The sequence below is a fragment of the Streptomyces angustmyceticus genome (genome assembly GCF_040701845.1).
Lineage (GTDB): Bacteria > Actinomycetota > Actinomycetes > Streptomycetales > Streptomycetaceae > Streptomyces > Streptomyces angustmyceticus_A.
The window spans coordinates 1-21,172 of sequence record NZ_JBFBHQ010000005.1 but is presented as its reverse complement, the minus strand read 5'-3'; the positions used below and the strand labels follow the sequence as shown (position 1 = coordinate 21,172).

Here is a 21,172-nt window from a genome sequence, read left to right as displayed (position 1 = left end):
CCGGTCTCCGGCCGGGGCGCCCCCGTCACACGGCGCGGCCGGCCCGTTCCCGGGCCGCCGCACCGCTCACTGCTGGTCGCTCACTTCTTACGGCGGCGCCCGGCGCTCTTCTGGGCCTTGCGGCGCTCGGCACGGGTCAGGCCGTCCGCCTCGGAACGGGCCGGCCCGGCGGCCTCCTCGTCGCTGATGAAGTCGCCCTCGACGATGCTGCCGTCGCCGTCCACCTTGGGAGCGGAGAAGTGCAGCCGGTCCGGCCGCTGCGGCGCCTCCAGGCCCTTGGCGTGGATCTCCGGGCGCCCCGCACCGGCGGGCACCACGTCCTGCGCGGCCTTGTCCAGCGAGGTCGGCTCCGCCGCCTCCTGCACCGGGACCTCCTCGACCTGCTGCTCGACCTGGACCTCCAGGTTGAACAGGTAGCCGACGGACTCCTCCTTGATGCCCTCCATCATGGCGGTGAACATGTCGAAGCCCTCGCGCTGGTACTCGACCAGCGGGTCCTTCTGGGCCATCGCCCGCAGGCCGATGCCCTCCTGGAGGTAGTCCATCTCGTAGAGGTGCTCACGCCACTTGCGGTCCAGGACGGACAGCACGACCCGGCGCTCCAGCTCACGCATGATGTCCGAGCCGAGCTGCTCCTCGCGGGCGGCGTACTGCTCGTGGATGTCGTCCTTGACGGCGTCGCCGATGAACTCGGCGGTCAGGCCCGCGCGGTCGCCGGCCTCGTCCTCCAGCTCCTCGACCGTCACCTTGACCGGGTAGAGCTGCTTGAAGGCGCCCCACAGGCGGTCCAGGTCCCACTCCTCGGCGAAGCCCTCGACGGTCTCCGCCTGGATGTAGGCGTCGATGGTGTCCTCCATGAAGTGCGTGACCTGCTCCTGCAGATCCTCGCCCTCCAGGACGCGGCGGCGCTCGCCGTAGATGACCTCACGCTGGCGGTTGAGCACCTCGTCGTACTTCAGGACGTTCTTGCGCGTCTCGAAGTTCTGCTGCTCGACCTGCGACTGGGCGGAGGCGATCGCCCGCGTCACCATCTTGTTCTCGATCGGCACGTCGTCGGGGACGTTGGCCATCGCCATGACCCGCTCGACCATCTGCGCCTTGAACAGCCGCATCAGGTCGTCGCCCAGGGACAGGTAGAACCGCGACTCGCCGGGGTCGCCCTGACGGCCGGAACGACCGCGCAGCTGGTTGTCGATCCGCCGCGACTCGTGCCGCTCGGTGCCCAGGACGTAGAGCCCGCCGAGCTCCTTGACCTCCTCGAACTCCGCCTTGACCGCGGCCTCGGCGCGCTCCAGGGCGGCGGGCAGCGCGGCCGCCCACTCCTCGACGTGCTCGACCGGGTCCAGGCCGCGCTGGCGCAGCTCCGCCTCGGCGAGGTCGTCGGGGTTGCCGCCGAGCTTGATGTCCGTACCGCGGCCGGCCATGTTCGTGGCGACCGTCACCGCGCCCTTGCGGCCGGCCTGCGCGATGATCGGCGCCTCACGGTCGTGCTGCTTGGCGTTGAGCACCTCGTGGGAGACACCGCGCTTGTTGAGCTGCTGGGAGAGGTACTCGGACTTCTCGACCGAGGTGGTGCCGACCAGGATCGGCTGGCCCTTGCCGTGCTTCTCGACGATGTCCTCGACGACCGCGTCGAACTTCGCGGTCTCGGTGCGGTAGATCAGGTCCGCCTGGTCCATGCGGACCATCGGGCGGTTCGTCGGGATCGGGACGACACCGAGCTTGTAGATCTGGTGGAACTCGGCGGCCTCGGTCATGGCCGTACCGGTCATGCCGGAGAGCTTGTCGTAGAGGCGGAAGAAGTTCTGCAGGGTGATCGTGGCGAGCGTCTGGTTCTCGTCCTTGATCTCCACCCCTTCCTTCGCCTCGATGGCCTGGTGCATGCCCTCGTTGTAGCGGCGGCCGGCGAGGATACGGCCGGTGTGCTCGTCGACGATCATGACTTCGCCGTCGATGACGACGTAGTCCTTGTCGTTCTTGAAGAGCTCCTTGGCCTTGATCGCGTTGTTGAGGTAGCCGACGAGCGGGGTGTTCACCGACTCGTACAGGTTGTCGATGCCCAGCCAGTCCTCGACCTTGCTGACACCGGACTCGTGGATGCCGACGGTGCGCTTCTTCTCGTCGACGTCGTAGTCGCCGGTCTCCTCGATGCCGCGCTGCGGGTTGGCGGCCTCGCCCCGCTTCAGGCGCTTCACCAACTTGGCGAAGTCGCCGTACCACTTGGTGGCGGAGTCGGCCGGGCCGGAGATGATCAGCGGCGTACGGGCCTCGTCGACGAGGATCGAGTCGACCTCGTCGACGACCGCGAAGTTGTGGCCCCGCTGGACGAGTTCGTCCTGCGACCAGGCCATGTTGTCGCGCAGATAGTCGAAGCCGAACTCGTTGTTCGTGCCGTAGGTGATGTCGCAGTTGTACTGCTCGCGGCGCTGGGCCGGCGTCATGTCGGCGAGGATGCAGCCGACCGTCAGGCCCAGGAACTTGTGGACCCGGCCCATCATCTCGGAGTCGCGCTCGGCCAGGTAGTCGTTCACCGTGATGAGGTGGACGCCCTTGCCGGACAGCGCGTTGAGGTACGTCGGGAGGGTACCGACGAGGGTCTTGCCCTCACCGGTCTTCATCTCCGCCACATAACCGAGGTGAAGGGCCGCGCCACCCATCAGCTGAACGTCGTAGTGCCGCTGGCCGAGCACGCGCTTGGCGGCCTCGCGGACCGTGGCGAACGCCTCGGGCAGCAGGTCATCGAGGCTCTCGCCGTCGGCGTAACGCTCTTTGTACTCATCCGTGAGCGCCCGCAGCTCAGCGTCGGACAGAGCTGCGAAATCCTCCTCGATGGAGTTGACCTGGCCCGCGATGCGGTGCAGCTTGCGCAGGATCTTTCCTTCGCCTGCACGCATGATCTTCGTCAAGACGGACACTTGGGCTGGTCTCCTTGCCGGTCGGGCCTGCACGGTCGAGTGCGCGGGCGCGGCATTTTTCCAAGGGGGCAGGCCCCGCCGCAACGGCCATCGTAAAGGAGGACGCTGCCGGGCCGGGAGGTACGCCGCAGCGAACCCCGCTGCCCCCTCCCCAGCGTGAACGCACGAGGCCGCGAGAAGGTGCCGGGCAGCCGCGGGGAATCCCGCGGAAAACCCTTCGCCTCACCGTCCGCCCCCTTGCAGACTCACGTCATGGAGCCCGTCACCCTCACCACCGAGCGCCTGGTGCTGCGTCCCTTCGAGCCCTCCGACGCGCCCGCGGTGCACGCCGCGTGCCAGGACCCCGGCATTCCGCGCTGGACGAGCGTCCCCTCACCGTACGGGGTCGGGGACGCGGAACACTTCGTGGGCACGGTCGTCCCCGGAAGCTGGCGCGACGACACCGCGTACCACTTCGCCGTCGTCTCCCGGGCGGACGGTTCCCTGGTGGGCGCGACGGGTCTGGTACGCCTCGGCCGGCTGCACACCCCCGAACGGCAGGCCGAGCTGGGCTACTGGACCGCCAAGGAGCACCGCGGCCGGGGGTACACGGTCGAGGCGGCCCGCGCGGTGCTGCGCTGGGCCTTCCGCGAGCTGGGGGTGGAGCGCCTGGAGTGGCACGCGGAGGCCGGGAACGAAGCCTCCCGGGCGGTGGCCCGCAAACTCGGCTTCCATATGGAGGGCACGCTGCGCGCCCAGCTGGTGCGCGGGGGCACCCGCCGGGACGTGTGGATCGGCTCCCTGCTCCCGTCCGACCTGCCCGGGGAGACCGCACCGGCCCGTTCCGCCGGCACCCGCCTTCCGGACGCGACGCCGTATCTGCCCTTCCCCGGCTGATCACCGGCAGCCGCCGCCCGGCCGGCTGCGCACCTGCCGCGCGAGCCGCCCGGGGCCCGCCCGCCGCGCCACGGCCGAACGCCTCTTCCCGGGCGCGGGTAGCGCCGCCACCAGCGGCGATTCCCGCGCCCGGGGCCGTTGTCAGTACCCGCCCCTACGCTGTGCCCCATGACCGCCGTGACACAGCCCACGCCTCTGCCACAGCCCGTGACCGCCCTGTCCCACGACGAGGCCCGGCGGATAGCACTGCGTGCCCAGGGGCTGCTGGGCGCCCCGGACCGCCGGGCGGGTGTGCGCGGGGTGCTGCGGCACCTGGGCGCGGTCCAGCTGGACACGATCTCGGTGCTGGCCCGCTCCCACGAGCTGGTTCCCTACGCCCGGCTCGGCGCCGTCGGCCGCACCGCCGTCGAGGCCGCCTACTGGAGCACGGCTCCCTCCGACGCACCCGCGCCGCGCCCCCACAGCTTCGAATACTGGTCGCACGCCGCCTGCATCCTGCCCATCGAGGAGTGGCCGCACTTCGCCTTCCGCCGCCGTGCCCGCCGCGCCAAGGGCCACCGCTGGCACGTCATGGAGAACTCCGAGCGCTCCTGCGCCGCCGTCCTGGACCGGCTGAAGGCCGACGGCCCGCTGACCACCTCGGAGCTGGGCGGCGGCCGCAACGGCGGGGAGTGGTGGGACTGGTCCGAGACCAAGATCGCGGTGGAGTGGCTGCTGGACACCGGCGAGGTGGTCTGCACCCGGCGCCGCGCCTGGAAGCGCGTCTACGACCTCGCCGAGCGCGCCGTCCCGGACGCCCTGCTCCACGACGATCTCGACGACTCCACGTGCATCCGCCGTCTGGTCGCCCAGGCCGGCGCCGCGATGGGGGTGGCCACCCGCGCCGACCTCGCGGACTACCACCGTCTCAAGGCCGAACAGGTCGATGCCGTGATCGCGGACTCCGGGCTGGTCCCGGTCGAGGTGGAGGGCTGGGGCAAGCCCGCATGGGCCGACCCCGCCGCCCTGGCCGCTCCGCCCCGCGGCCGGCACCGCACCACCCTGCTCTCGCCCTTCGACTCCCTGATCTGGGACCGGCCGCGCACGGAGCGGATCTTCGGCTTCACCCACCGGCTGGAGGCGTACGTCCCTCGTCCCCGGCGGATCCACGGGTATTTCGCGATGCCCCTGCTGGCAGGAGGCCGGCTGGTGGGCCGGGTGGACCCGGCGCGCGAGGGCACCACCCTCATCGCCCGCCAGGTCTCGATGCAGGACTCCAAGGCCGTCGCCCCGATGGCCCAGGCCCTCCGGGAGGCCGCGACCTGGGTCGGCTGCGACGACGTACGCGTCGAGCGCTGCGACGACCGGAGGCTGGCCACCGCCTTGCGCACGGAACTCACCCGCACGAGCGACCAATAGGCATCGGCCGACGACTCCGAAGGCCGGCCAGGCCTCCGGTCACCGGCCCCCGGTCACCGGCGCAGCGGACCATCGCTCACCGGGTGGCCGCTCGCCATCAGGCCACCGCCACGGCCGGCCCGCTCACCGGATTTCGAGGATCTTCTCCCGCATCGCGTACACCACCGCTTCCATCCGGGAGTGCAGCTGCAGCTTCTCCAGGATGTTGCGGACGTGGTTCTTCACCGTGTTCTCGGAGATGAAGAGTTCCTTGGCGATATCGCGGTTGTTCATGCCCGTGGCGACCAGCTTGAGGACCTCCAGCTCACGGTCGGTGAGCCGGGGCGCGGGCACCAGCCTGCGCTCGTCCGTGCGCTGGATCATCGACTTGAACTCCGTCAGGAGCTTGGACGCCATCGACGGGCTGATCTGCGACTGGCCGTCCGCCACGGCGCGGATCGCGGTCGCCACCTCGTCGGTGGAGATCTCCTTGAGGAGGTAACCGGTGGCGCCGGCCTTGATCGCGTCGTAGAGATCGGCCTCTTCGTCGCTGATCGTCAACATGATGATCTTTGCGCTGGGGGCCACTTCCTTGATCGAGGTGCATGCCTCGATCCCGCCGCGCTTGGGCATCCGCACGTCCATCAGCACGATGTCGGGCAGCAGATCCGCGGCCTTGTCGACCGCCTCCGCGCCGTCCCCCGCCTCGCCGACGACCTGGATGTCCTCTTCCTGGGCCAGCACGATCTCCAGGCCCCGCCGGAACAGCGCGTGGTCGTCCACGACCAGGACCCGGATCGGCTCCTGCCGCGGCACACTGACGGCCCGGTCGGTGCCGTCGTCACCCCCGGCAGCGCTGTGGTCGCCGTCCGCGATGCCGCGCACGGGCCCGAAACTGTCCCCCATTGGTCCTCCCCGTCAACTACTCGGCCGCGCGGCCGGAGTTTGCGCGTAAGGCTGGTTGACAACAGCCCCCTGCCAGCCCGATCAATGCCATACGACCGCCTCCCCGGCATGTCGCCGTCTCGCGCCCACATACTCCCTGGCCGGCACAAAGACTATACGGCTTCAACTCCTGCCCCCTCCGGGCACGATGGTGCCCCCGGCGTGCGCCGGGGGCACCGAGCGGATGGGGTTCAGCCGCCCAGCGCGCCGCCTGCGCCGCCGGGCTCCTCTCCCCCGAACAAGTCGGGGTTCAAGTGAATGACTCCGTAGTCATAGGCGTGCCGCCGGTAGACGACACTCGGCAGCTTGGTGTCGGCGTCGACGAAGAGGTAGAAGTCGTGCCCGACCAACTCCATCTCGTTGAGTGCCTGGTCGAGCAGCATCGGCGCGGCCGAGTGGGTCTTCTCGCGGACGACCAGGGGTCCTTCGCCCTGGACGTCGATGCACCCCATCTTCGTGGTCGGCACCGTCTGGGCGGCCTCGGCGGCGGCCAGTTCACCGTTGGTGTTCAGGCTCGCGGCGTCCGGCACGCTGACGGCGACCTCACTCGCCGGGATGCGGCCGTTGCCGCGACGCGAGTAGCGCTTGTCGTGCTGCTTGCGCAGCCGTGCCTCGAGCTTCGCGGTGGCCAGATCCAGCGCGGCGTACGGATCTGCTGCGGCGGCCTCGGCCCGGACCACCGGGCCACGGGAGTGGAGGGTGATCTCCACTCGGTCGGAACGGTCGGCCTGCCGCGGGTTGGGCTCCTTGGACACCTCGACGTCCAGGCTGATCACCTTGGCGTCGAGCTTCTGGACTTTGTCCAGCTTCAGCTTCTCGGCCACGTGCTTGCGGAACCGCTCGGGCACCTCTGTTTTGCGGCCCTTGACGACGATGTCCACGCAGAACTCCGTTCCCGGATCGCTCCGCTCATCAGGCGGAGCAATTCCTTCTTGCACCAGGCTCCGGTGGTTGCCGAAGCCTCGGACTTGGCGACTTTCACCTCCTCCTCCCCCGACGACAAGCTCTCCACTCCCCCGTTTTCAGGGTCGGCTCAAACGCCCCTGAACGCATTCATCACGACATTCGAGGCAAAACACCCGCCAAGTCCTCACAACCGAACATAGCTCTCCCGGACGGATGTCGGCACCCCCTCGGAGCCCTCGGCTCCATTTGGGTGACTTTTCCTCGTCGTCTACCCACCGCGTGGTAAAGACACCGTCACTGCCTCCTCGATGGCGAAAGCACTGCGCGGCGCGGCCACCACCGCGGCCCCGACGACCCGGCCACCGACCTCCGCGACCGCCCGGGCCGCCTCGGCGAGGGTGGCCCCCGTGGTCACCAGATCGTCCACCAGCACCACTGACCGCCCCGTCAGCAGCCTCCCGGCCGCACCCGGCACCGCCAGTGCACCGGCGACGTTCGCCAGCCGCTCCCGGGCGCTCAGCCCCGCCTGGTCGGACACCGCACGACGCTGCCGCACCACCGCGAGCACCCGCGCTCCCGCGCCCGACCGCCGCAGTTCCCGCGCCGCCGCCAGCGCCGTCCTGCGCACCGGGTCATGGCCCCGCCCGGCCACGGCTCTCCTGGCCGAAGGCACCGGCACCAGCAGCTGGTGGCTCCCGCCTCCCAGCCCCCGCACGGCCCCGGCCAGCACCTCTCCGAGCGGACCGGCCAACCGCAGGGCGCCGCGCTCCTTGTGCGCCAGCAGCACCGCCCGCACCTCGTCGGCGTACGGCGCCCCGGCCCACACCCGGGGCAGACCCGCCGGAGCCGGCCACGGACGCACCCGCCGCGGCCCGCGCCCGTCCCGGGCCAGCGCCCGGCGACACTCCGCGCACAGCTCCGTACGCGGCCGGCCACACCCCGCACAGTCGACCGGCAGCACCAGACCGGCCAGTTCGCGCCACACCCCCTGCATGACTCCACTGTCCCGCCGTCCACGCCCGGCCACCACCCCTGTGGACAACCATGGCCGCGGAGCTGCGGATCTGCGGAACGGGGTGCCGGTGACGCGCCGGCCCGCGGCTCCGGAGAGCAACGGAACCGGAGGTCAGCGGGCACGGAACAGGTCGGCGGCGGGCCGGATCACCCGCACGCCGCGGCGGCCGGGAGCCGTCCGGTCCCGGCATTCGGAGTCGGTCCGATGCCGTCTTCCTTCACGCGCCCGGCCGTCCGCCCCGGCGCCGATCACGGGTCACCGACCACCGGCCGCCGATCCCCCGCGCTGCTCACGCCACCACTCACCCCGGATAGACCGGCGCCGTCCCGTCCTTCGCCACGGTCTTCCAGTTCGCGTCCGGAGGGAGCCGCACGATGCCCTCCGTGGCATCGGCGATCAACGGCCTGGTCTCGTCCTCCGAGGCCGCCACCGCGATGACGCCGTTGACGCCGGGCAGGGTCTGCGCGTTGGACGCCGAGCCGTCGGTCTCCATGAACTGCATCTGCTGCACTCCGCCGGACTCCCGCCCGACGACCACCAGCCTGCTGCCGCCCGCCCAGGACGCGGCGACCACGTCCTCCAACTGCGGTGCGATCGGCCGCAGTTCCTGCACCGAGAGCTCCGGGTGCTCCGAACTTCCGCCGCGCTCGACCCGGCCCAGCTGGAGCGTCGTACGGCCCTTGTCCTCCACCAGAACCGCGATCCGGATGCCGTCGGCGGCCACCTTGATCGCCTTGATCCGCCTGTCGCCGAGCCCGGGCACCGCCACCTTTTCGGGGGCGCCCTTGCCCTCGCGCAACCGCAACAGCCGCGAGCCGTGCGCGTCGCGGTCCGCGATCCACAGGTCGCCCAGGCCGTCCCAGCTCGGCGTGGTGAGCCCCGTATCGGGGTTCTTGGCCGCACCCGTACTGGTCAGCAGCGGATCGCCGCGCCCGATGCCGTCCTCCATGGCCGCCACGTACAGGGACCGGCCGTCGCTCGACACACCGGCCGCGGTGTCCTCGCCGCGCGAGATGGCGACCGAGCGCAGCGGAGTCTTGCCCGTGCCGAACGGCCCGCGCACCGGCATCGGTTCGGTGGCCGAGTCCGACATGCCGACGACCTTGTGGTCGGCGTCGATGAAGTACTCCTTGCCCGAACCCCCGATGGTCGGGGACGGGGCGAAGTCGCGCTCGGCCTGCTCCTGGGACAGCGCGCACAGCGAGTTGCCGCTGTTGTCCTCGAGCTCCACCTCGCTGACCTTCGAAGCCCGTGTCATGTCCTGCACGGTGAAGAAGAGTTGAGCCGCCATCTGCTTGCACTGGGCGGCGTCGGTGTTCACCGCGCCCTTGCTGAGCTTGACCCGCAGCGCGTTGGAGTCGTCCAGCGCCAGATCATGCGCGGCGAGCCGGGTGCCGGTCGGGAAGGCCGAAGTCGTCACATGGTTCAGCCAGTCGGTCGGCCCGGACAGCAGCGCCTCCACGCTGGAGGTGATCGGCTTTATTCGCTGCCGCAGGTAGACGGGGTCCGCGACGAGCACGTTCTTGCCCGCCTTCGGCTCCCCCGATTCCGAGTTGTAGGACGCGAAGTAGTACTTGTTGACGGAGCGGTAGATGCGCTGGAAGTCGGACAGCCCGAGCACCAGCCCGTTGGGCAGCCGGTCGATACGCCACTGGCCGCCCTCCTTGATGAGGTGGATCGTCTGGCGGTACGGCCGCTCCTCGGGGGTGTAGGCGTGGTGGTCGTCCACCGCCGCCACCTGGCTGCCGGAGAGGGTGACCGTGTAGCCGTTCGAGTCCTCCCGGTTGGGCAGGGACTTCGGCTCGGGCTTCGGGCGCTCCTGGAGCACATTGGTCACCTGGAACGGCCGCCAGGTCCGCTTCGCCGACTTGGCCAGATACTGGGTGGCCGTACGGAAGTCCGCCTCGTCACTGGTCGTGGCGTCGAGGAAGCTGCGCACGATGTTGGTCGGCTGCGCGCCGTCCTGCGGGGGAACGCCGTAGACCCGCACCTGCGACTCGCCCTCGGAGCGCGGCGACTGGTCGACCGCCGTGACCTCCCCGCTGTCGGGCATCGACGCACACCCGGCCAGCAGCGCCGCCGCGCAGCCGAGCAGCAGCACCTTCCGCACCGGCCCGGCAGCCCTGCGAGCGCGCCCGCGGGAACCGGTCCCCTCCCCGCGCTCGCCTCCGCGCTCAGTTTCCACGCAGCCCGCCTTCCCGATCCACGCCCCGTTCGGCTTCCTGCTCGGCCCCGCCCTCGCGGTCCGGCTCATCGGCGCGCACGCTGTCGCCGTGCGCCGCCTCTTCGCTCCGTACACTCCCGCCCTGCGGCACCACCCGGGCGCCGCTGCCGGGCAGTGCCACCGGGTCGGCCGCCGGCCAGGACACCTTCGGCTCCGGGACAGCGGCCGCGTCACCCGCCTCCGGGGTACGCGCCTGCACCGGGATCGTAGACGCCTTGTGCTCCGCCCCGGCCCTCGGCCGCCCCGACTCGTCCAGTCCGCGGTGGCGCCGCGAGTCCTCCGGCTCCAGGGGGATCGGGGACCCGCGCAGCGTCTCACCGGCCGTACGGGGCAGCGTCAGCCGGAACTGCGAGCCGCCGCCCGGCTCGCCCCAGGCCTGCAGCCAGCCGCCGTGCAGCCTGGCGTCCTCGACGGCGATGGACAGGCCCAGCCCCGTACCGCCGGTCGTACGGGCCCGGGCCGGGTCCGCACGCCAGAAGCGGTTGAAGACGCGGGCGGCCTCGCCGGGCTTGAGGCCGACGCCGTAGTCGCGCACCGCGACGGCCACCGCGCCGCCGCTGCGGCTGCCCGCGGACGCCAGCCGCACCACCACGTCGCGGCCCTCACCGTGCTCGACGGCGTTGACGACCAGATTGCGGAGTATGCGCTCCACCCGGCGGGTGTCGGCCTCGGCGATCACGGGCTGCTCGCCGCCGCGCACCACTATCCGGGTGCCCTTGCGCTCGGCGAGCGGCTCGGCACCTTCGATGACGCGGTGCACCACATCGCGCAGATCGATCGGCTCGGCCTCCAGCGCGGCCGCCCCGGCGTCGAACCGGCTGATCTCCAGCAGCTCCGCGAGCAGGGATTCGAAGCGGTCGAGCTGGCCGCGCAGCAGCTCGGCGGAGCGTGCGGTGACGGGGTCGAACTCGTCCCGCACGTCGTGGATGACATCGGCCGCCATCCGCACGGTCGTCAGCGGCGTACGCAGCTCGTGCGAGACGTCGGAGACGAAGCGGCGCTGCATCCGCGAGAGCTCCTCCAGCTGCTGGATCTTGACCTGGAGGTTCTGCGCCATCTTGTTGAAGGACTCGCCCAGCCGGGCGATGTCGTCCTCGCCGGTGACCTTCATCCGCTCCTGGAGGAGGCCGGCGGCCAGCCGCTCGGAGATCCCCGCGGCCATCCGTACCGGCGTAACGACCTGCCGGACCACCAGCCAGGCGATCGCGCCGAGCAGGATCACGACGAAGACCCCGGCCGTCGCCAGCGTCCCCGTGACCAGCTTGAGCGACTCCTCTTCCTGGCTGAACGGGAAAAGGTAGTAGAGCTGGTACTGGTTGCTGTTGACGTCGTTCAGCCGCTTGCCGATGATCAGCGCGGATACGCCGTCGTCCGACCCGATGCGCTTGATCTCGGTGTACTGGCGGAACGTCCCGGACTTGGTCTCCAGCTTCCGCCGCAGTTCGAGCGGCACGCTCCGCTCGGGATCGACGTCGCCGGAGGCGCGCGGGCCACGGGTACCGGGGCTGGAGTCGCCGAACGGCTCGTCGGAGTCGGAGCTGAGCGCCACGACCGAGAAGACGCCCTGCCCGCCGCTGGCGAGCTGCTCGACCAGGCCGGTCAGCCAGGTCGCGGAGTCCTGGGTGCCTCGGTTGCCGGTGCGCGCGGTGTCGTCGGGCCGGGTGTCGTCGGCGCCGTCGGCCATCTTCTGGGCGACGCTGAAGCCGCCCACGGCCTGGCTCTGCGCGGCCTGCGCCTTGGCCGTGAGCAGGCCGTTACGAACCTGGCCGACGACCACCACGCCGAGCAGCAGCACCACGGCCAGCGACATCAGCAGCGTGGTCGCCACCACGCGCAGCTGGATGTTGCGCCGCCACAGCCGCAGGGCGGGCAGCAGCGGCCGCCGCACCCAGCGGCTGAAGAGCCGGAGCAGGGGGTGCACCGGCCCGCTCACCGCGCCGTCGGGCAGCAGCTGCCCTCCGCGCAGCAACCAGGCGGACACCTTCCCGGAAAAGGACATATCACCCGCCGGGCCGACGGTGCGCCCCCGCTTTCCCTCCGGGGCCGAACCGTCCCGGGTCATCTCAGCTGGGCCCGGCCTTGTAGCCGACCCCGCGCACGGTCACCACGATCTCCGGCCGCTCCGGGTCCTTCTCGACCTTGGAGCGCAGCCGCTGCACATGGACGTTGACCAGCCGGGTGTCGGCGGCATGCCGGTAGCCCCAGACCTGCTCGAGCAGCACCTCACGCGTGAACACCTGCCACGGCTTGCGCGCCAGCGCCACCAGCAGATCGAACTCCAGCGGGGTCAGGGCGATGGACTGCCCCTCGCGCTTCACCGAGTGGCCCGCCACATCGATGACCAGGTCACCGATCGCCAGCTGCTCGGGCGCCGGCTCCTCCGAGCGCCGCAGGCGCGCCCTGATGCGGGCCACCAGCTCCTTGGGCTTGAACGGCTTGACGATGTAGTCGTCCGCGCCCGATTCGAGCCCGACCACCACGTCCACCGTGTCGCTCTTGGCGGTCAGCATGACGATCGGCACGCCGGACTCGGCGCGGATCAGCCGGCACACCTCGATACCGTCCCGGCCCGGCAGCATCAGATCGAGCAGGACAAGATCGGGCTTGGTCTCGCGGAAGGCCGCAAGGGCCTTGTCACCGTCCGACACAAACGACGGTTCAAAGCCTTCGCCGCGCAGCACGATGCCGAGCATCTCTGCCAGTGCGGTGTCGTCGTCGACGACCAGGACGCGTCCCTTCATTCGGCCATCATCCCATTACCTGATCGTGACTTACTCCATCGTGATGTGGAACACACCCCTGCCAGGCCGTTCCGGGTCACCGGCGACACCACCCCGGCCTCCGTGACGATCGCCGTCACCAGCTCCGCCGGAGTGACGTCGAAGGCCGGGTTGTAGGCCTGTGCGCCCAGCGGAGCCACCGGTATGCCGGTGCCCGCCTCCGCCCCGGGCCCCTGCGCATACGGCAACGAGAACTCCGTCACTTCATGGCCCGGCCGCTGCTCCACCTCGATGTCCGACCCCTCCTCGGTCTCCAGATCCACCGTGCTGGTCGGGGCCACCACCACGAAGGGAACGTGGTGGTACCGCGCCAGTACCGCCAGGGGATAGCTGCCGACCTTGTTCGCCACCGATCCGTCCGCCGCGATCCGGTCCGCGCCGATCAGCACCGCATCCACCTCACCCCCGGCGAACAGCGACCCTGCCGCGCCGTCCGGGAGCACCGTGTACGCCATACCCGTCCGGGCCGCCTCGTAGGCGGTCAGCCGCGCCCCCTGCAGCAGCGGCCGCGTCTCGTCCACCCAGAGACGGCGCAGCTCACCGGCACGGTGCGCCGCCAGCGCCACCGCCAGGGCGGTGCCCTCGCCCCCGGACACCAGCGCCCCGGAGTTGCAGTGCGTGAGGATCCGGTGACCGCCGCCCGGCAGCAGCTCGCCCAGCAGCCCCAGCCCGTGCGCCGCCATGCGTGCGCTGGCCTCGATGTCCTCGTCGTGCACGGCCCGCGCCTCGGCCAGCGCCGCTGCCGCCTGGGCGTCGGGCCCGCCGGCCGCCGCGGTGCGGTACGCGGCAGCCGCCCGTCGTACGCCCCAGCCCAGATTGACCGCGGTCGGCCGGGCCTGCGCCAGCGCCTCCGCCGCCTCTTCCACGTCGAAGCCCCGCGCCGCGGCCAGCGCGACGCCATAGGCACCGGCGATGCCCAGCAGCGGCGCCCCGCGCACGGCCAGCGTCCGGATCGCCTGGACCAGCGCCGGGACGTCCGTGCAGACGAGCTCGACCTCCTCGGCCGGCAGCCGGGTCTGATCAAGGAGGACCACGACGGGCCCCTCGGGCGGCTCCTCCCAGCGCAACGACGGAATGGTGAGCGCCTCGACGCCCGCCTCGGATACCTCGTACTGATCGCCCATCCGTTCAGTCTGCCGCCGATCGCCCCTCCAGCAGAAGGTCTCCTCGCACTCCGGGCACCGGTACACAACGGCGACAGCCATGACACGATGACTGCCACCGCGGACCCCGGATCCCGGCCGCCCCGGCGGACGGGCAGCAAGAAGGAGCGACGATGAACAACTCTCCGGGCTGGGCTTCGCCCGGATCCTCTCCCTCCGAAGAGCCGGGCCGCGGCACTCAGGAACAGCCCCCTCAAGAAGACCAGTACTCCTCCGGCGAGCAGTCGCCCCCACCGAACTGGTCCAAGGAACAGCCGCCTTCCGGCCAGTGGTCGGCCCCCACCGGCATCCCCGGCCAGAGCGGCCCCCACGGGAACAGCGGCCGCAGCAGGGCCGGCGACCGTGCCCGTGCGTCGTCGCCCGGAGCAGGCGGTGCCGGCTGGGGCGGCCACTCCGGTCAGTGGGGCGGCCACCCCGGCAACCAGCCCCCTTGGGGCGGCGCCTGGGCACCGGCGCCGCAGGCCGCCAAGCCCGGTGTCATCCCGCTGCGCCCGCTCGCCGTCGGCGAGATCCTCGACGGTGCGGTCGCCACCATGCGCGCCCACTGGCGCACGGTCCTGGGCATCTCGCTGATCGTCGCGGTCGTCGCCCAGACCGCCATCACCGCCGTCACCGGCATCTGGTTCCAGGGCTCCGGCCGCGAGCCCTCGCTGTCGAGCGACAATGTCCCGCCGCTCCGCCAGACCCTGAACGACATGGGCAGTTCGCTCGCCGCCAGCGGCATCACCTCGGCGATCGGGCTGCTCGCCACCATCGTCGTCACCGGGCTCCTGACCATGGTCGTGAGCCGTGCCGTCCTGGGCCGCTCGGTGACCGCCGGGGAAGCCTGGCGCGACGCGCGCCCCCAGCTCCCCCGCCTGCTCGGCCTGCTCGTCCTGCTGCCCCTGATCATCATGGCGATAGTCACGGTCGGCATGGCTCCCGGCCTGATCCTCACCGCCACCGGCGCCGGCCCGCTGGAAGCGGGCCTGCTCCTCACCCTGCTCGGCGGGCTGGCCGCCTGTGTGGTGAGCGTCTGGCTGGGGGTCCGCTACAGCCTCGCCTCCCCCGCCCTGATGCTGGAGAAGCAGGGCGTCATCCCTGCCATGCGCCGCTCCGCGAAGCTCGTACGGGGCAGTTGGTGGCGCGTGCTGGGGGTGCAGCTCCTTGCTTTCCTCCTGGTGGGCATCGTCGAGTTCATCATCCAGATCCCGGCGACCATCGCCGCCTTCCTCATCGGCGGCGAGAGCCTCATCGACTGGGCGAACGGCACCAGCAACACCACCAGCTGGTCGTTCCTGATCGTGCTGGGCATCGGAGCCGTCATCAGCTCCACCATCACCTTCCCGATCACCGCCGGCGTCACCGCGCTCCTGTACGTGGACCAGCGCATCCGCCGCGAGGCACTCGACCTCGAACTCGCCCGCGCCGCGGGTCTCCCCGGCTACGGCGCCGACGCTCCCGCCGCGCCCCCGGCCACGCCCGCTCCCACAACCACCGGACAGGCGCCGACCGCTGCCGCTCCGGCCCCCGACGACGCCCGGGCGCACCGAGCGGAGGCGGACAACTCCAAGCCGGACAGCCCCAGTACAGTCGTCTCGCCGAAGGACGGCACCGAAGCAGACACCCCCGAGGCGGGCACCACCGGCAGCACGGCCCCCACGGACCCCACGGCCACCGGCACCACGCCCGCCGACGGCCCCGGGCAACGCCCCGACGACGCCGCGCCGGGAAGCTGATGCGGTGACCAGAGGGGGGAACATGACCGCGCTCGGACGCCTCATGGCGCGCTCCGACGACGACATACCGGTGAGGACTCCACGCGTCCCCGCCCGCGAGGCGGCCGAACGCGAGCTGTCCGATCCCCGGTACCACCAGCACGACCCCAACCCGATCCAGCAGGCCCTCGATTGGCTCTGGGCGCGCATCGACGACCTCTTCACGGCGGCCGCCGGCACCACCCCGGGAGGCTGGATCGGACTCCTGGCCATCGCCGCCTTCGTCGTTCTGCTGATCGTCGCCCTCCGGCTGCGGCTCGGTGCGGTGCGCCGCACCCCGACCACCAGCGGCGCACTCTTCACCGAAGCACCCCGCACCGCGACCGAACACCGTTCGGCCGCGGACCGGCACGCCGCCGAGGGCCACTGGAACCAGGCGATCCAGGACCGCATGCGCGCCCTCGTCCTCGCCCTGGAAGAGCGCACACTGCTCACCCCCGGCCCCGGCCGCACCGCTGACGAAGCCTCCGCCGAAGCCGGCCGGGCATTTCCCGCGTACGCCGACCGGCTCCGCACCGCGGCCCGCACCTTCGACGACGTCACATACGGCGGCCGCCCCGGAACGGAAGAGGCGTACACCCTCCTGGCCGCCCTCGACACCGAGCTGCAGCACGCCAAACCGGCCCTGGCCACCACCCCGACCGGGAGCCACGGATGACGACGACCGCCCCGGCCGCCCCGGCGCCCGCCGCCACCGCTCGTGGCACCTGGACCCGGTCCCGCGGCCCGCTGCTCGCACTCCTCCTGCTCGTCGTCAGCGGTGTGGTCCTGGGCGCCCTGCAGTCCGGCGAACAGCACGGGCGGCTCGACCCCCGCTCCGCGGACCGGACGGGAAGCCGGGCGCTCTCCCAACTCCTCGCCTCCCACGGTGTCTCCACCCAGGTCGTGACCACGTCCGAGCAGGCAGCCGCAGCGGCCGGCCCCGGCACCACCCTGCTCGTCACCGATCCTGACGTGCTGACGCCGGATCAGCTGACGGGTCTGCACGCCGCGACCTCCCACACTCCCGGCCGCACCGTCCTGCTCGCCCCTGGCGCGGCGCCCCTCGAAACCTTCGCCCCCGGCGTCCGGATGAAGCCCCCGGCCGGTGTCCCGGTGCGCGGGCCCGCCTGCGCCCTCCCCGAGGCCCGCCGCGCGGGCAGTGCTCTCCTCGGCGGCCTCCGCTACGTCACCGACGCCGCCGGAGCCGACCGTTGCTACCCCGGCGGCGGCCACCCCTCTCTGCTGCGCCTGCCGGCCCCCGGCAGCGGCCGCGACACCGTCCTCCTCGGCTCCGCCGACCTCTTCTACAACCACCATCTGGCCGAGCGCGGCAACGCCTCGCTCGCCCTGCAACTCCTCGGTACGCACAAGCATCTGATCTGGTATCTCCCCTCCGTGAGCGACCCGTCATCCGCTCAGGACGACCAGCGCAGCTTCTTCGGCCTCATCCCTTCCGGCTGGCGCTGGGCCCTGCTCCAGCTCGTCCTCGCCGCCGTGTGCACTGCCGTGTGGCGTGCCCGTCGCCTCGGCCCCTTGGTCGCGGAGAAGCTCCCCGTCACCGTCCCTGCCGCCGAGACCACCGAAGGCCACGCCCGCCTCTACGAGCAGGCCAACGCCCGCGACCGGGCCGCCGACGTGCTGCGTTCGGCAACCCGCACACGTCTCGCCCCCCTCCTCGGCGTGGCCTCGGCGCACGCCCACACTGCCGACGTCCTTCTGCCCGCCGTCCATGCCCACTTGGCCTCCGTCCCCGACGCCGGCGCCGACCTCCACGCCCTGCTCTTCGGCCCGGCCCCCGCGGACGACAAGGCCCTGGTGCACTTGGCCGACCAACTCGACGCACTCGAATCCTCGATCGTTTCCCAAGAGAGGCACGCCCCCCGTGAGCACCCCGACCGCTGACAGCGCCCGAACCTCCCTGGAGGACCTGCGCACCGAGATAGCCAAGGCCGTCGTAGGCCAGGACCCCGCCGTCACCGGGCTGGTCGTCGCACTCCTCTGCCGCGGTCATGTGCTTCTCGAAGGCGCTCCCGGCGTCGCCAAGACCCTGCTCGTCCGCGCCCTGTCGGCCGCCCTCGAACTCGACACCAAGCGCGTCCAGTTCACCCCCGACCTGATGCCGAGCGATGTCACCGGCTCACTGGTCTACGACGCCCGCAGCGCGGAGTTCTCCTTCCAGCCGGGCCCCGTCTTCACCAACCTCCTGCTGGCCGACGAGATCAACCGCACGCCTCCGAAAACCCAGGCGTCCCTGCTCGAGGCCATGGAGGAGCGGCAGGTGACCGTCGACGGCACGGCTCGCCCCCTCCCCGAGCCGTTCCTGGTGGCTGCCACCCAGAACCCCGTGGAGTACGAGGGCACCTATCCGCTCCCCGAGGCCCAACTCGACCGCTTCCTGCTGAAGCTGACGGTGCCGCTTCCCGCCCGCCATGACGAGATAGACATCCTCACGCGCCACGCGGCCGGCTTCAGCCCGCGCGACCTCGGTGCCGCGGGGCTGCGCCCCGTCGCCTCGACCGCCGACCTCGACGCTGCCCGGGCCGCGGTCGCCAAGACCGCCGTCTCCCCTGAAGTCACCGGCTATATCGTCGATATCTGCCGTGCCACCCGTGAGTCCCCCTCACTCTCCCTCGGCGTCTCCCCCCGAGGCGCCACCGCCCTGCTCTCCACATCACGAGCCTGGGCCTGGCTCACCGGCCGCGACTATGTCACCCCTGACGACGTCAAGGCCCTTGCCCTTCCCACGCTCCGCCACCGCATCCAGCTCCGCCCGGAAGCGGAGATGGAAGGAGTCACCGCAGACTCCGTGATCAACGCCGTTCTCGCTCATCTCCCCGTCCCCCGCTGAGACGACACCGTGGCCCTCACCGGACGCACCGCCCTCATCTCCGCACTCGGAGCCCTCTTCGTCGGCTTCGTGCTGCCCAGCTGGCTCGGCATCCTCACCGTCCAACTCGCCTTGCTGCTAGCAATCCTGTGCGATCTCGCGCTCGCCGCGCCAGTGCGAAAGCTCCTTATCACTCGAACCGGTGACACAACAGTTCGACTAACGGGAGAAGCCACCACGTACCTCACCGTCACCAACCCGAGCCGCCGCACCCTGCGCGCCCAGATCCGTGACGCCTGGCCCCCGAGCTCCTTCCATCCCGGTGCCGACGTCCCCGATTCCCGCCACACCGTGCGCATCCCCGCCGCCGAACGCCGCCGTCTCACCACGACGCTCCGCCCCACCCGCCGCGGCGACCATCAGGCGGTACGCGTCACCGTCCGTTCCCACGGACCGCTCGGCCTGGCCGCCCGGCAAGGAAGCCGGCACGTCCCCTGGACGCTTCGTGTCCTGCCGCCCTTCACCAGCCGCAAGCACCTCCCTGCCAAGCTCGCCCGCCTCCGCGAACTCGACGGCCGCACCAGCGTCCTCACCCGCGGTGAAGGCACCGAGTTCGACAGCCTCCGCGACTACACCCCCGGCGACGACACCCGCTCCATCGACTGGCGCGCCACCGCCCGCCGGCAGAACCTCGCGGTCCGCACCTGGCGCCCCGAGCGCGACCGACGCATCCTGCTCGTCCTGGAGACCGGCCGTACCTCCGCCGGCCGCGTCGGCGACATCCCCCGCCTCGACGCCTCAATGGACGCCGCCCTGCTGCTGGGCGCCCTCGCAGCCCGCGCCGGCGACCGCGTGGACCTGCTCGCCTACGACCGCCGCATACGCGCCTCCGTCCAAGGCCGCACCGCACGCGATGTCCTCCCGGCCCTGACCGAGGCCCTGGCCCCCCTCGAATCCGAACTGGTCGAAGCGGATGCCCGCGGCCTGGCCGCCACCATCCACCGCCGCACCCCGCGCCGGTCCCTCATCGTGCTCTTCACCGGCCTGGACGCAGCTCCCGTGGAGGAAGCCCTGCTGCCCGTCCTCCCCAGCCTCACCCAGCGCAACGAACTCATCGTCGCGGCCGTGGCCGACCCCCGCATCGAGGAATTGGCCGCCGGCCGTCACACCCCCCAGGCCGTCTACGCAGCCGCCGCCGCGGAACAGACCCACGCCGCCCGCCGCCGCACCGCCGACCGCCTGCGCCACCACGGCATCACCGTCATCGACTCCACCCCTACCCGCCTGGCCCCCGACCTCGCCGACGCCTACCTCACCCTGAAGTCCGCCGGCCGCCTGTAAGGCCGCGCGACGCCGGCCCCCGGGACCCCGTCTCCGACCTACCGAACCCGGAGGAACTCCCGGGCCCCACGCAGCCGTGTACGTACCCGCCGCTGCGTGGCCCTGCTGTCGAGGCGAACGTCGAGAGCCCCGGGGATACGCGCCTCCGCCCGGCACCCCACAGACAGCCGGGCCGCGTCGAGCCCATCGCGTTGGGCAATGAGTAAGCCGAGTTCGTGACGACTGAGAGCATCCGCCCCGGCGAGGTGGAACATCCCGGCCTGATCGGACACTGCGAGTTCCCACAGAGCGCATGCCAGATCATCGACATGCACCGGGCAGCGGAAGTCATCGGTGAACAGGACGCCATCGCCGGTACCGGTAGCCAGAGCGTGCACCATGCGCTCATGCACAGAACCGCCGTGCCCGATGATCAATGACGTGCGTGCGACCGCAGCAGCCGGCGCGAGGAGTCGCACGGCGGTCTCAGCGGCGGCCTTTGCCGCGCCGTACGGGGTGACCGGATCCGGCAGACAGCTCTCGTCATAGCGAATCCGCGAACCGGAGAACACAGCGTCACTGGAAACGTGGACCAGTCGGCAACCCCTTCTCATCGCAGCCATCGCCACGTAGACCGAGCCGTCAGCGGTGACCGCCCAGTCGCTCCCTCCGCTCGTCGCATTGATGACGGCGGAGGGGGCAACCCCAGCCAGCACCTCATCAACGTGCCCGGGCACGCGAAGGTCGAGCTGGTACCACGCGACTCCGGCAAGGTCGCCAGGACGGGAACAATATGTCGCCGCCGTTTCCCAGCCCGCGGCGGTGGCTCGACGCACAAGTTCCGCCCCAAGAAACCCACTGCCGCCGATGATCAGAACCCTCATGGCGCTCATGGCGCCCCACCGTAGGGCACTCACCACTCGATGCCGACGGCCTCACCCAAAAATGGTCCCGCACCGGCGCCGGGAGATACGAACGAGGCACTCCTAGAACGCGGAAAAGCCCCGCACCATACGGTGCGGGGCTTCCCACAAAGATTGTTCGGCGGCGTCCTACTCTCCCACAGGGTCCCCCCTGCAGTACCA

Annotated in this window: 16 protein-coding genes; 7 read left to right on the top strand and 9 right to left on the bottom strand. The window is 71.4% G+C overall.

The window, feature by feature from the left end; all coding sequences use genetic code 11:
- Positions 1-80: 80 nt before the first annotated feature.
- Positions 81-2,915 (bottom strand): preprotein translocase subunit SecA, encoded by a 2,835-nt coding sequence (secA, locus tag AB0411_RS13385; protein WP_366417427.1) that lies wholly within the window; start codon positions 2,913-2,915, stop codon positions 81-83.
- Between the two features lie 252 nt (positions 2,916-3,167).
- Here secA and AB0411_RS13380 point away from each other — a divergent pair, with 252 nt between their 5' ends.
- Complete coding sequence (locus AB0411_RS13380; RefSeq protein ID WP_366417426.1) at positions 3,168-3,791, top strand: GNAT family N-acetyltransferase; 624 nt, start codon at positions 3,168-3,170, stop codon at positions 3,789-3,791.
- 168 nt (positions 3,792-3,959) lie between these two features.
- Positions 3,960-5,189, top strand: coding sequence for a winged helix-turn-helix domain-containing protein (locus AB0411_RS13375; RefSeq protein WP_366417425.1), 1,230 nt, complete (start codon positions 3,960-3,962; stop codon positions 5,187-5,189).
- 123 nt (positions 5,190-5,312) lie between these two features.
- Here AB0411_RS13375 and AB0411_RS13370 read toward each other — a convergent pair whose 3' ends face one another.
- The 7 genes from AB0411_RS13370 to mtnA form a co-directional block, all read right to left on the bottom strand.
- Entirely contained in the window at positions 5,313-6,074 is a 762-nt protein-coding gene (locus tag AB0411_RS13370; RefSeq protein WP_366417424.1) for a response regulator transcription factor, read from the bottom strand.
- 230 nt (positions 6,075-6,304) lie between these two features.
- Positions 6,305-6,994 carry a ribosome hibernation-promoting factor, HPF/YfiA family gene (gene hpf / locus AB0411_RS13365; RefSeq protein WP_366417423.1) on the bottom strand — a complete coding sequence of 230 codons (690 nt, stop codon included), beginning with the start codon at positions 6,992-6,994 and terminating at the stop codon, positions 6,305-6,307.
- Positions 6,995-7,287: 293 nt separating this feature from the next.
- The gene (locus AB0411_RS13360) at positions 7,288-8,013 is read right to left on the bottom strand and encodes a ComF family protein (protein ID WP_366417422.1); all 726 of its coding nucleotides are present in this window, start codon (positions 8,011-8,013) and stop codon (positions 7,288-7,290) included.
- Between the two features lie 322 nt (positions 8,014-8,335).
- Positions 8,336-10,219, bottom strand: coding sequence for an LpqB family beta-propeller domain-containing protein (locus tag AB0411_RS13355; RefSeq protein WP_366417421.1), 1,884 nt, complete (start codon positions 10,217-10,219; stop codon positions 8,336-8,338).
- Positions 10,209-12,320, bottom strand: coding sequence for an MtrAB system histidine kinase MtrB (gene mtrB / locus AB0411_RS13350; RefSeq protein WP_437041925.1), 2,112 nt, complete (start codon positions 12,318-12,320; stop codon positions 10,209-10,211). Before mtrB ends, AB0411_RS13355 begins: the two co-directional genes overlap by 11 nt.
- A gap of 1 nt (position 12,321) precedes the next feature.
- Positions 12,322-12,999 (bottom strand): two-component system response regulator MtrA, encoded by a 678-nt coding sequence (gene mtrA / locus AB0411_RS13345; protein ID WP_086719443.1) that lies wholly within the window; start codon positions 12,997-12,999, stop codon positions 12,322-12,324.
- Positions 12,996-14,162, bottom strand: a complete 1,167-nt coding sequence (mtnA, locus tag AB0411_RS13340) for an S-methyl-5-thioribose-1-phosphate isomerase (RefSeq protein WP_366417419.1) — start codon at positions 14,160-14,162, stop codon at positions 12,996-12,998. Before mtnA ends, mtrA begins: the two co-directional genes overlap by 4 nt.
- A 152-nt stretch (positions 14,163-14,314) precedes the next feature.
- Here mtnA and AB0411_RS13335 point away from each other — a divergent pair, with 152 nt between their 5' ends.
- From AB0411_RS13335 to AB0411_RS13315, 5 genes are read left to right on the top strand one after another with little or no spacing between them, the layout of a single operon-like run.
- Positions 14,315-15,919: a DUF7544 domain-containing protein gene (locus tag AB0411_RS13335; RefSeq protein WP_366417418.1), complete on the top strand. Its 1,605-nt coding sequence runs from the start codon at positions 14,315-14,317 to the stop codon at positions 15,917-15,919.
- Between the two features lie 22 nt (positions 15,920-15,941).
- Entirely contained in the window at positions 15,942-16,616 is a 675-nt protein-coding gene (locus AB0411_RS13330; protein ID WP_366417417.1) for a DUF4129 domain-containing protein, read from the top strand.
- Positions 16,613-17,842, top strand: coding sequence for a DUF4350 domain-containing protein (locus AB0411_RS13325; RefSeq protein ID WP_366417416.1), 1,230 nt, complete (start codon positions 16,613-16,615; stop codon positions 17,840-17,842). The genes AB0411_RS13330 and AB0411_RS13325 overlap by 4 nt, the downstream gene beginning before the upstream one ends.
- Positions 17,823-18,788 (top strand): AAA family ATPase, encoded by a 966-nt coding sequence (locus AB0411_RS13320; protein WP_366417415.1) that lies wholly within the window; start codon positions 17,823-17,825, stop codon positions 18,786-18,788. Before AB0411_RS13325 ends, AB0411_RS13320 begins: the two co-directional genes overlap by 20 nt.
- A 9-nt stretch (positions 18,789-18,797) precedes the next feature.
- On the top strand, positions 18,798-20,108 hold the full coding sequence (locus AB0411_RS13315; protein WP_366417414.1) for a DUF58 domain-containing protein: 1,311 nt from the start codon (positions 18,798-18,800) through the stop codon (positions 20,106-20,108).
- A gap of 38 nt (positions 20,109-20,146) precedes the next feature.
- Here the strand turns inward: AB0411_RS13315 and AB0411_RS13310 are convergent, their stop codons facing one another.
- The gene (locus AB0411_RS13310) at positions 20,147-20,971 is read right to left on the bottom strand and encodes an SDR family oxidoreductase (RefSeq protein ID WP_366417794.1); all 825 of its coding nucleotides are present in this window, start codon (positions 20,969-20,971) and stop codon (positions 20,147-20,149) included.
- Positions 20,972-21,172: the final 201 nt, after the last annotated feature.

Excerpts from the sequence above, each read along its gene's own strand:
- AB0411_RS13380 (WP_366417426.1), top strand. The coding sequence starts at position 3,168 with ATGGAGCCCGTCACCCTCACCACCGAGCGCCTGGTGCTGCGTCCCTTC.
- AB0411_RS13375 (WP_366417425.1), top strand. The coding sequence starts at position 3,960 with ATGACCGCCGTGACACAGCCCACGCCTCTGCCACAGCCCGTGACCGCC.
- AB0411_RS13370 (WP_366417424.1), bottom strand. The coding sequence starts at position 6,074 with ATGGGGGACAGTTTCGGGCCCGTGCGCGGCATCGCGGACGGCGACCAC.
- AB0411_RS13360 (WP_366417422.1), bottom strand. The coding sequence starts at position 8,013 with ATGCAGGGGGTGTGGCGCGAACTGGCCGGTCTGGTGCTGCCGGTCGAC.
- mtrB (WP_437041925.1), bottom strand. The coding sequence starts at position 12,320 with ATGACCCGGGACGGTTCGGCCCCGGAGGGAAAGCGGGGGCGCACCGTC.
- mtrA (WP_086719443.1), bottom strand. The coding sequence starts at position 12,999 with ATGAAGGGACGCGTCCTGGTCGTCGACGACGACACCGCACTGGCAGAG.
- mtnA (WP_366417419.1), bottom strand. The coding sequence starts at position 14,162 with ATGGGCGATCAGTACGAGGTATCCGAGGCGGGCGTCGAGGCGCTCACC.
- AB0411_RS13335 (WP_366417418.1), top strand. The coding sequence starts at position 14,315 with ATGAACAACTCTCCGGGCTGGGCTTCGCCCGGATCCTCTCCCTCCGAA.
- AB0411_RS13330 (WP_366417417.1), top strand. The coding sequence starts at position 15,942 with ATGACCGCGCTCGGACGCCTCATGGCGCGCTCCGACGACGACATACCG.
- AB0411_RS13325 (WP_366417416.1), top strand. The coding sequence starts at position 16,613 with ATGACGACGACCGCCCCGGCCGCCCCGGCGCCCGCCGCCACCGCTCGT.
- AB0411_RS13310 (WP_366417794.1), bottom strand. The coding sequence starts at position 20,971 with ATGAGGGTTCTGATCATCGGCGGCAGTGGGTTTCTTGGGGCGGAACTT.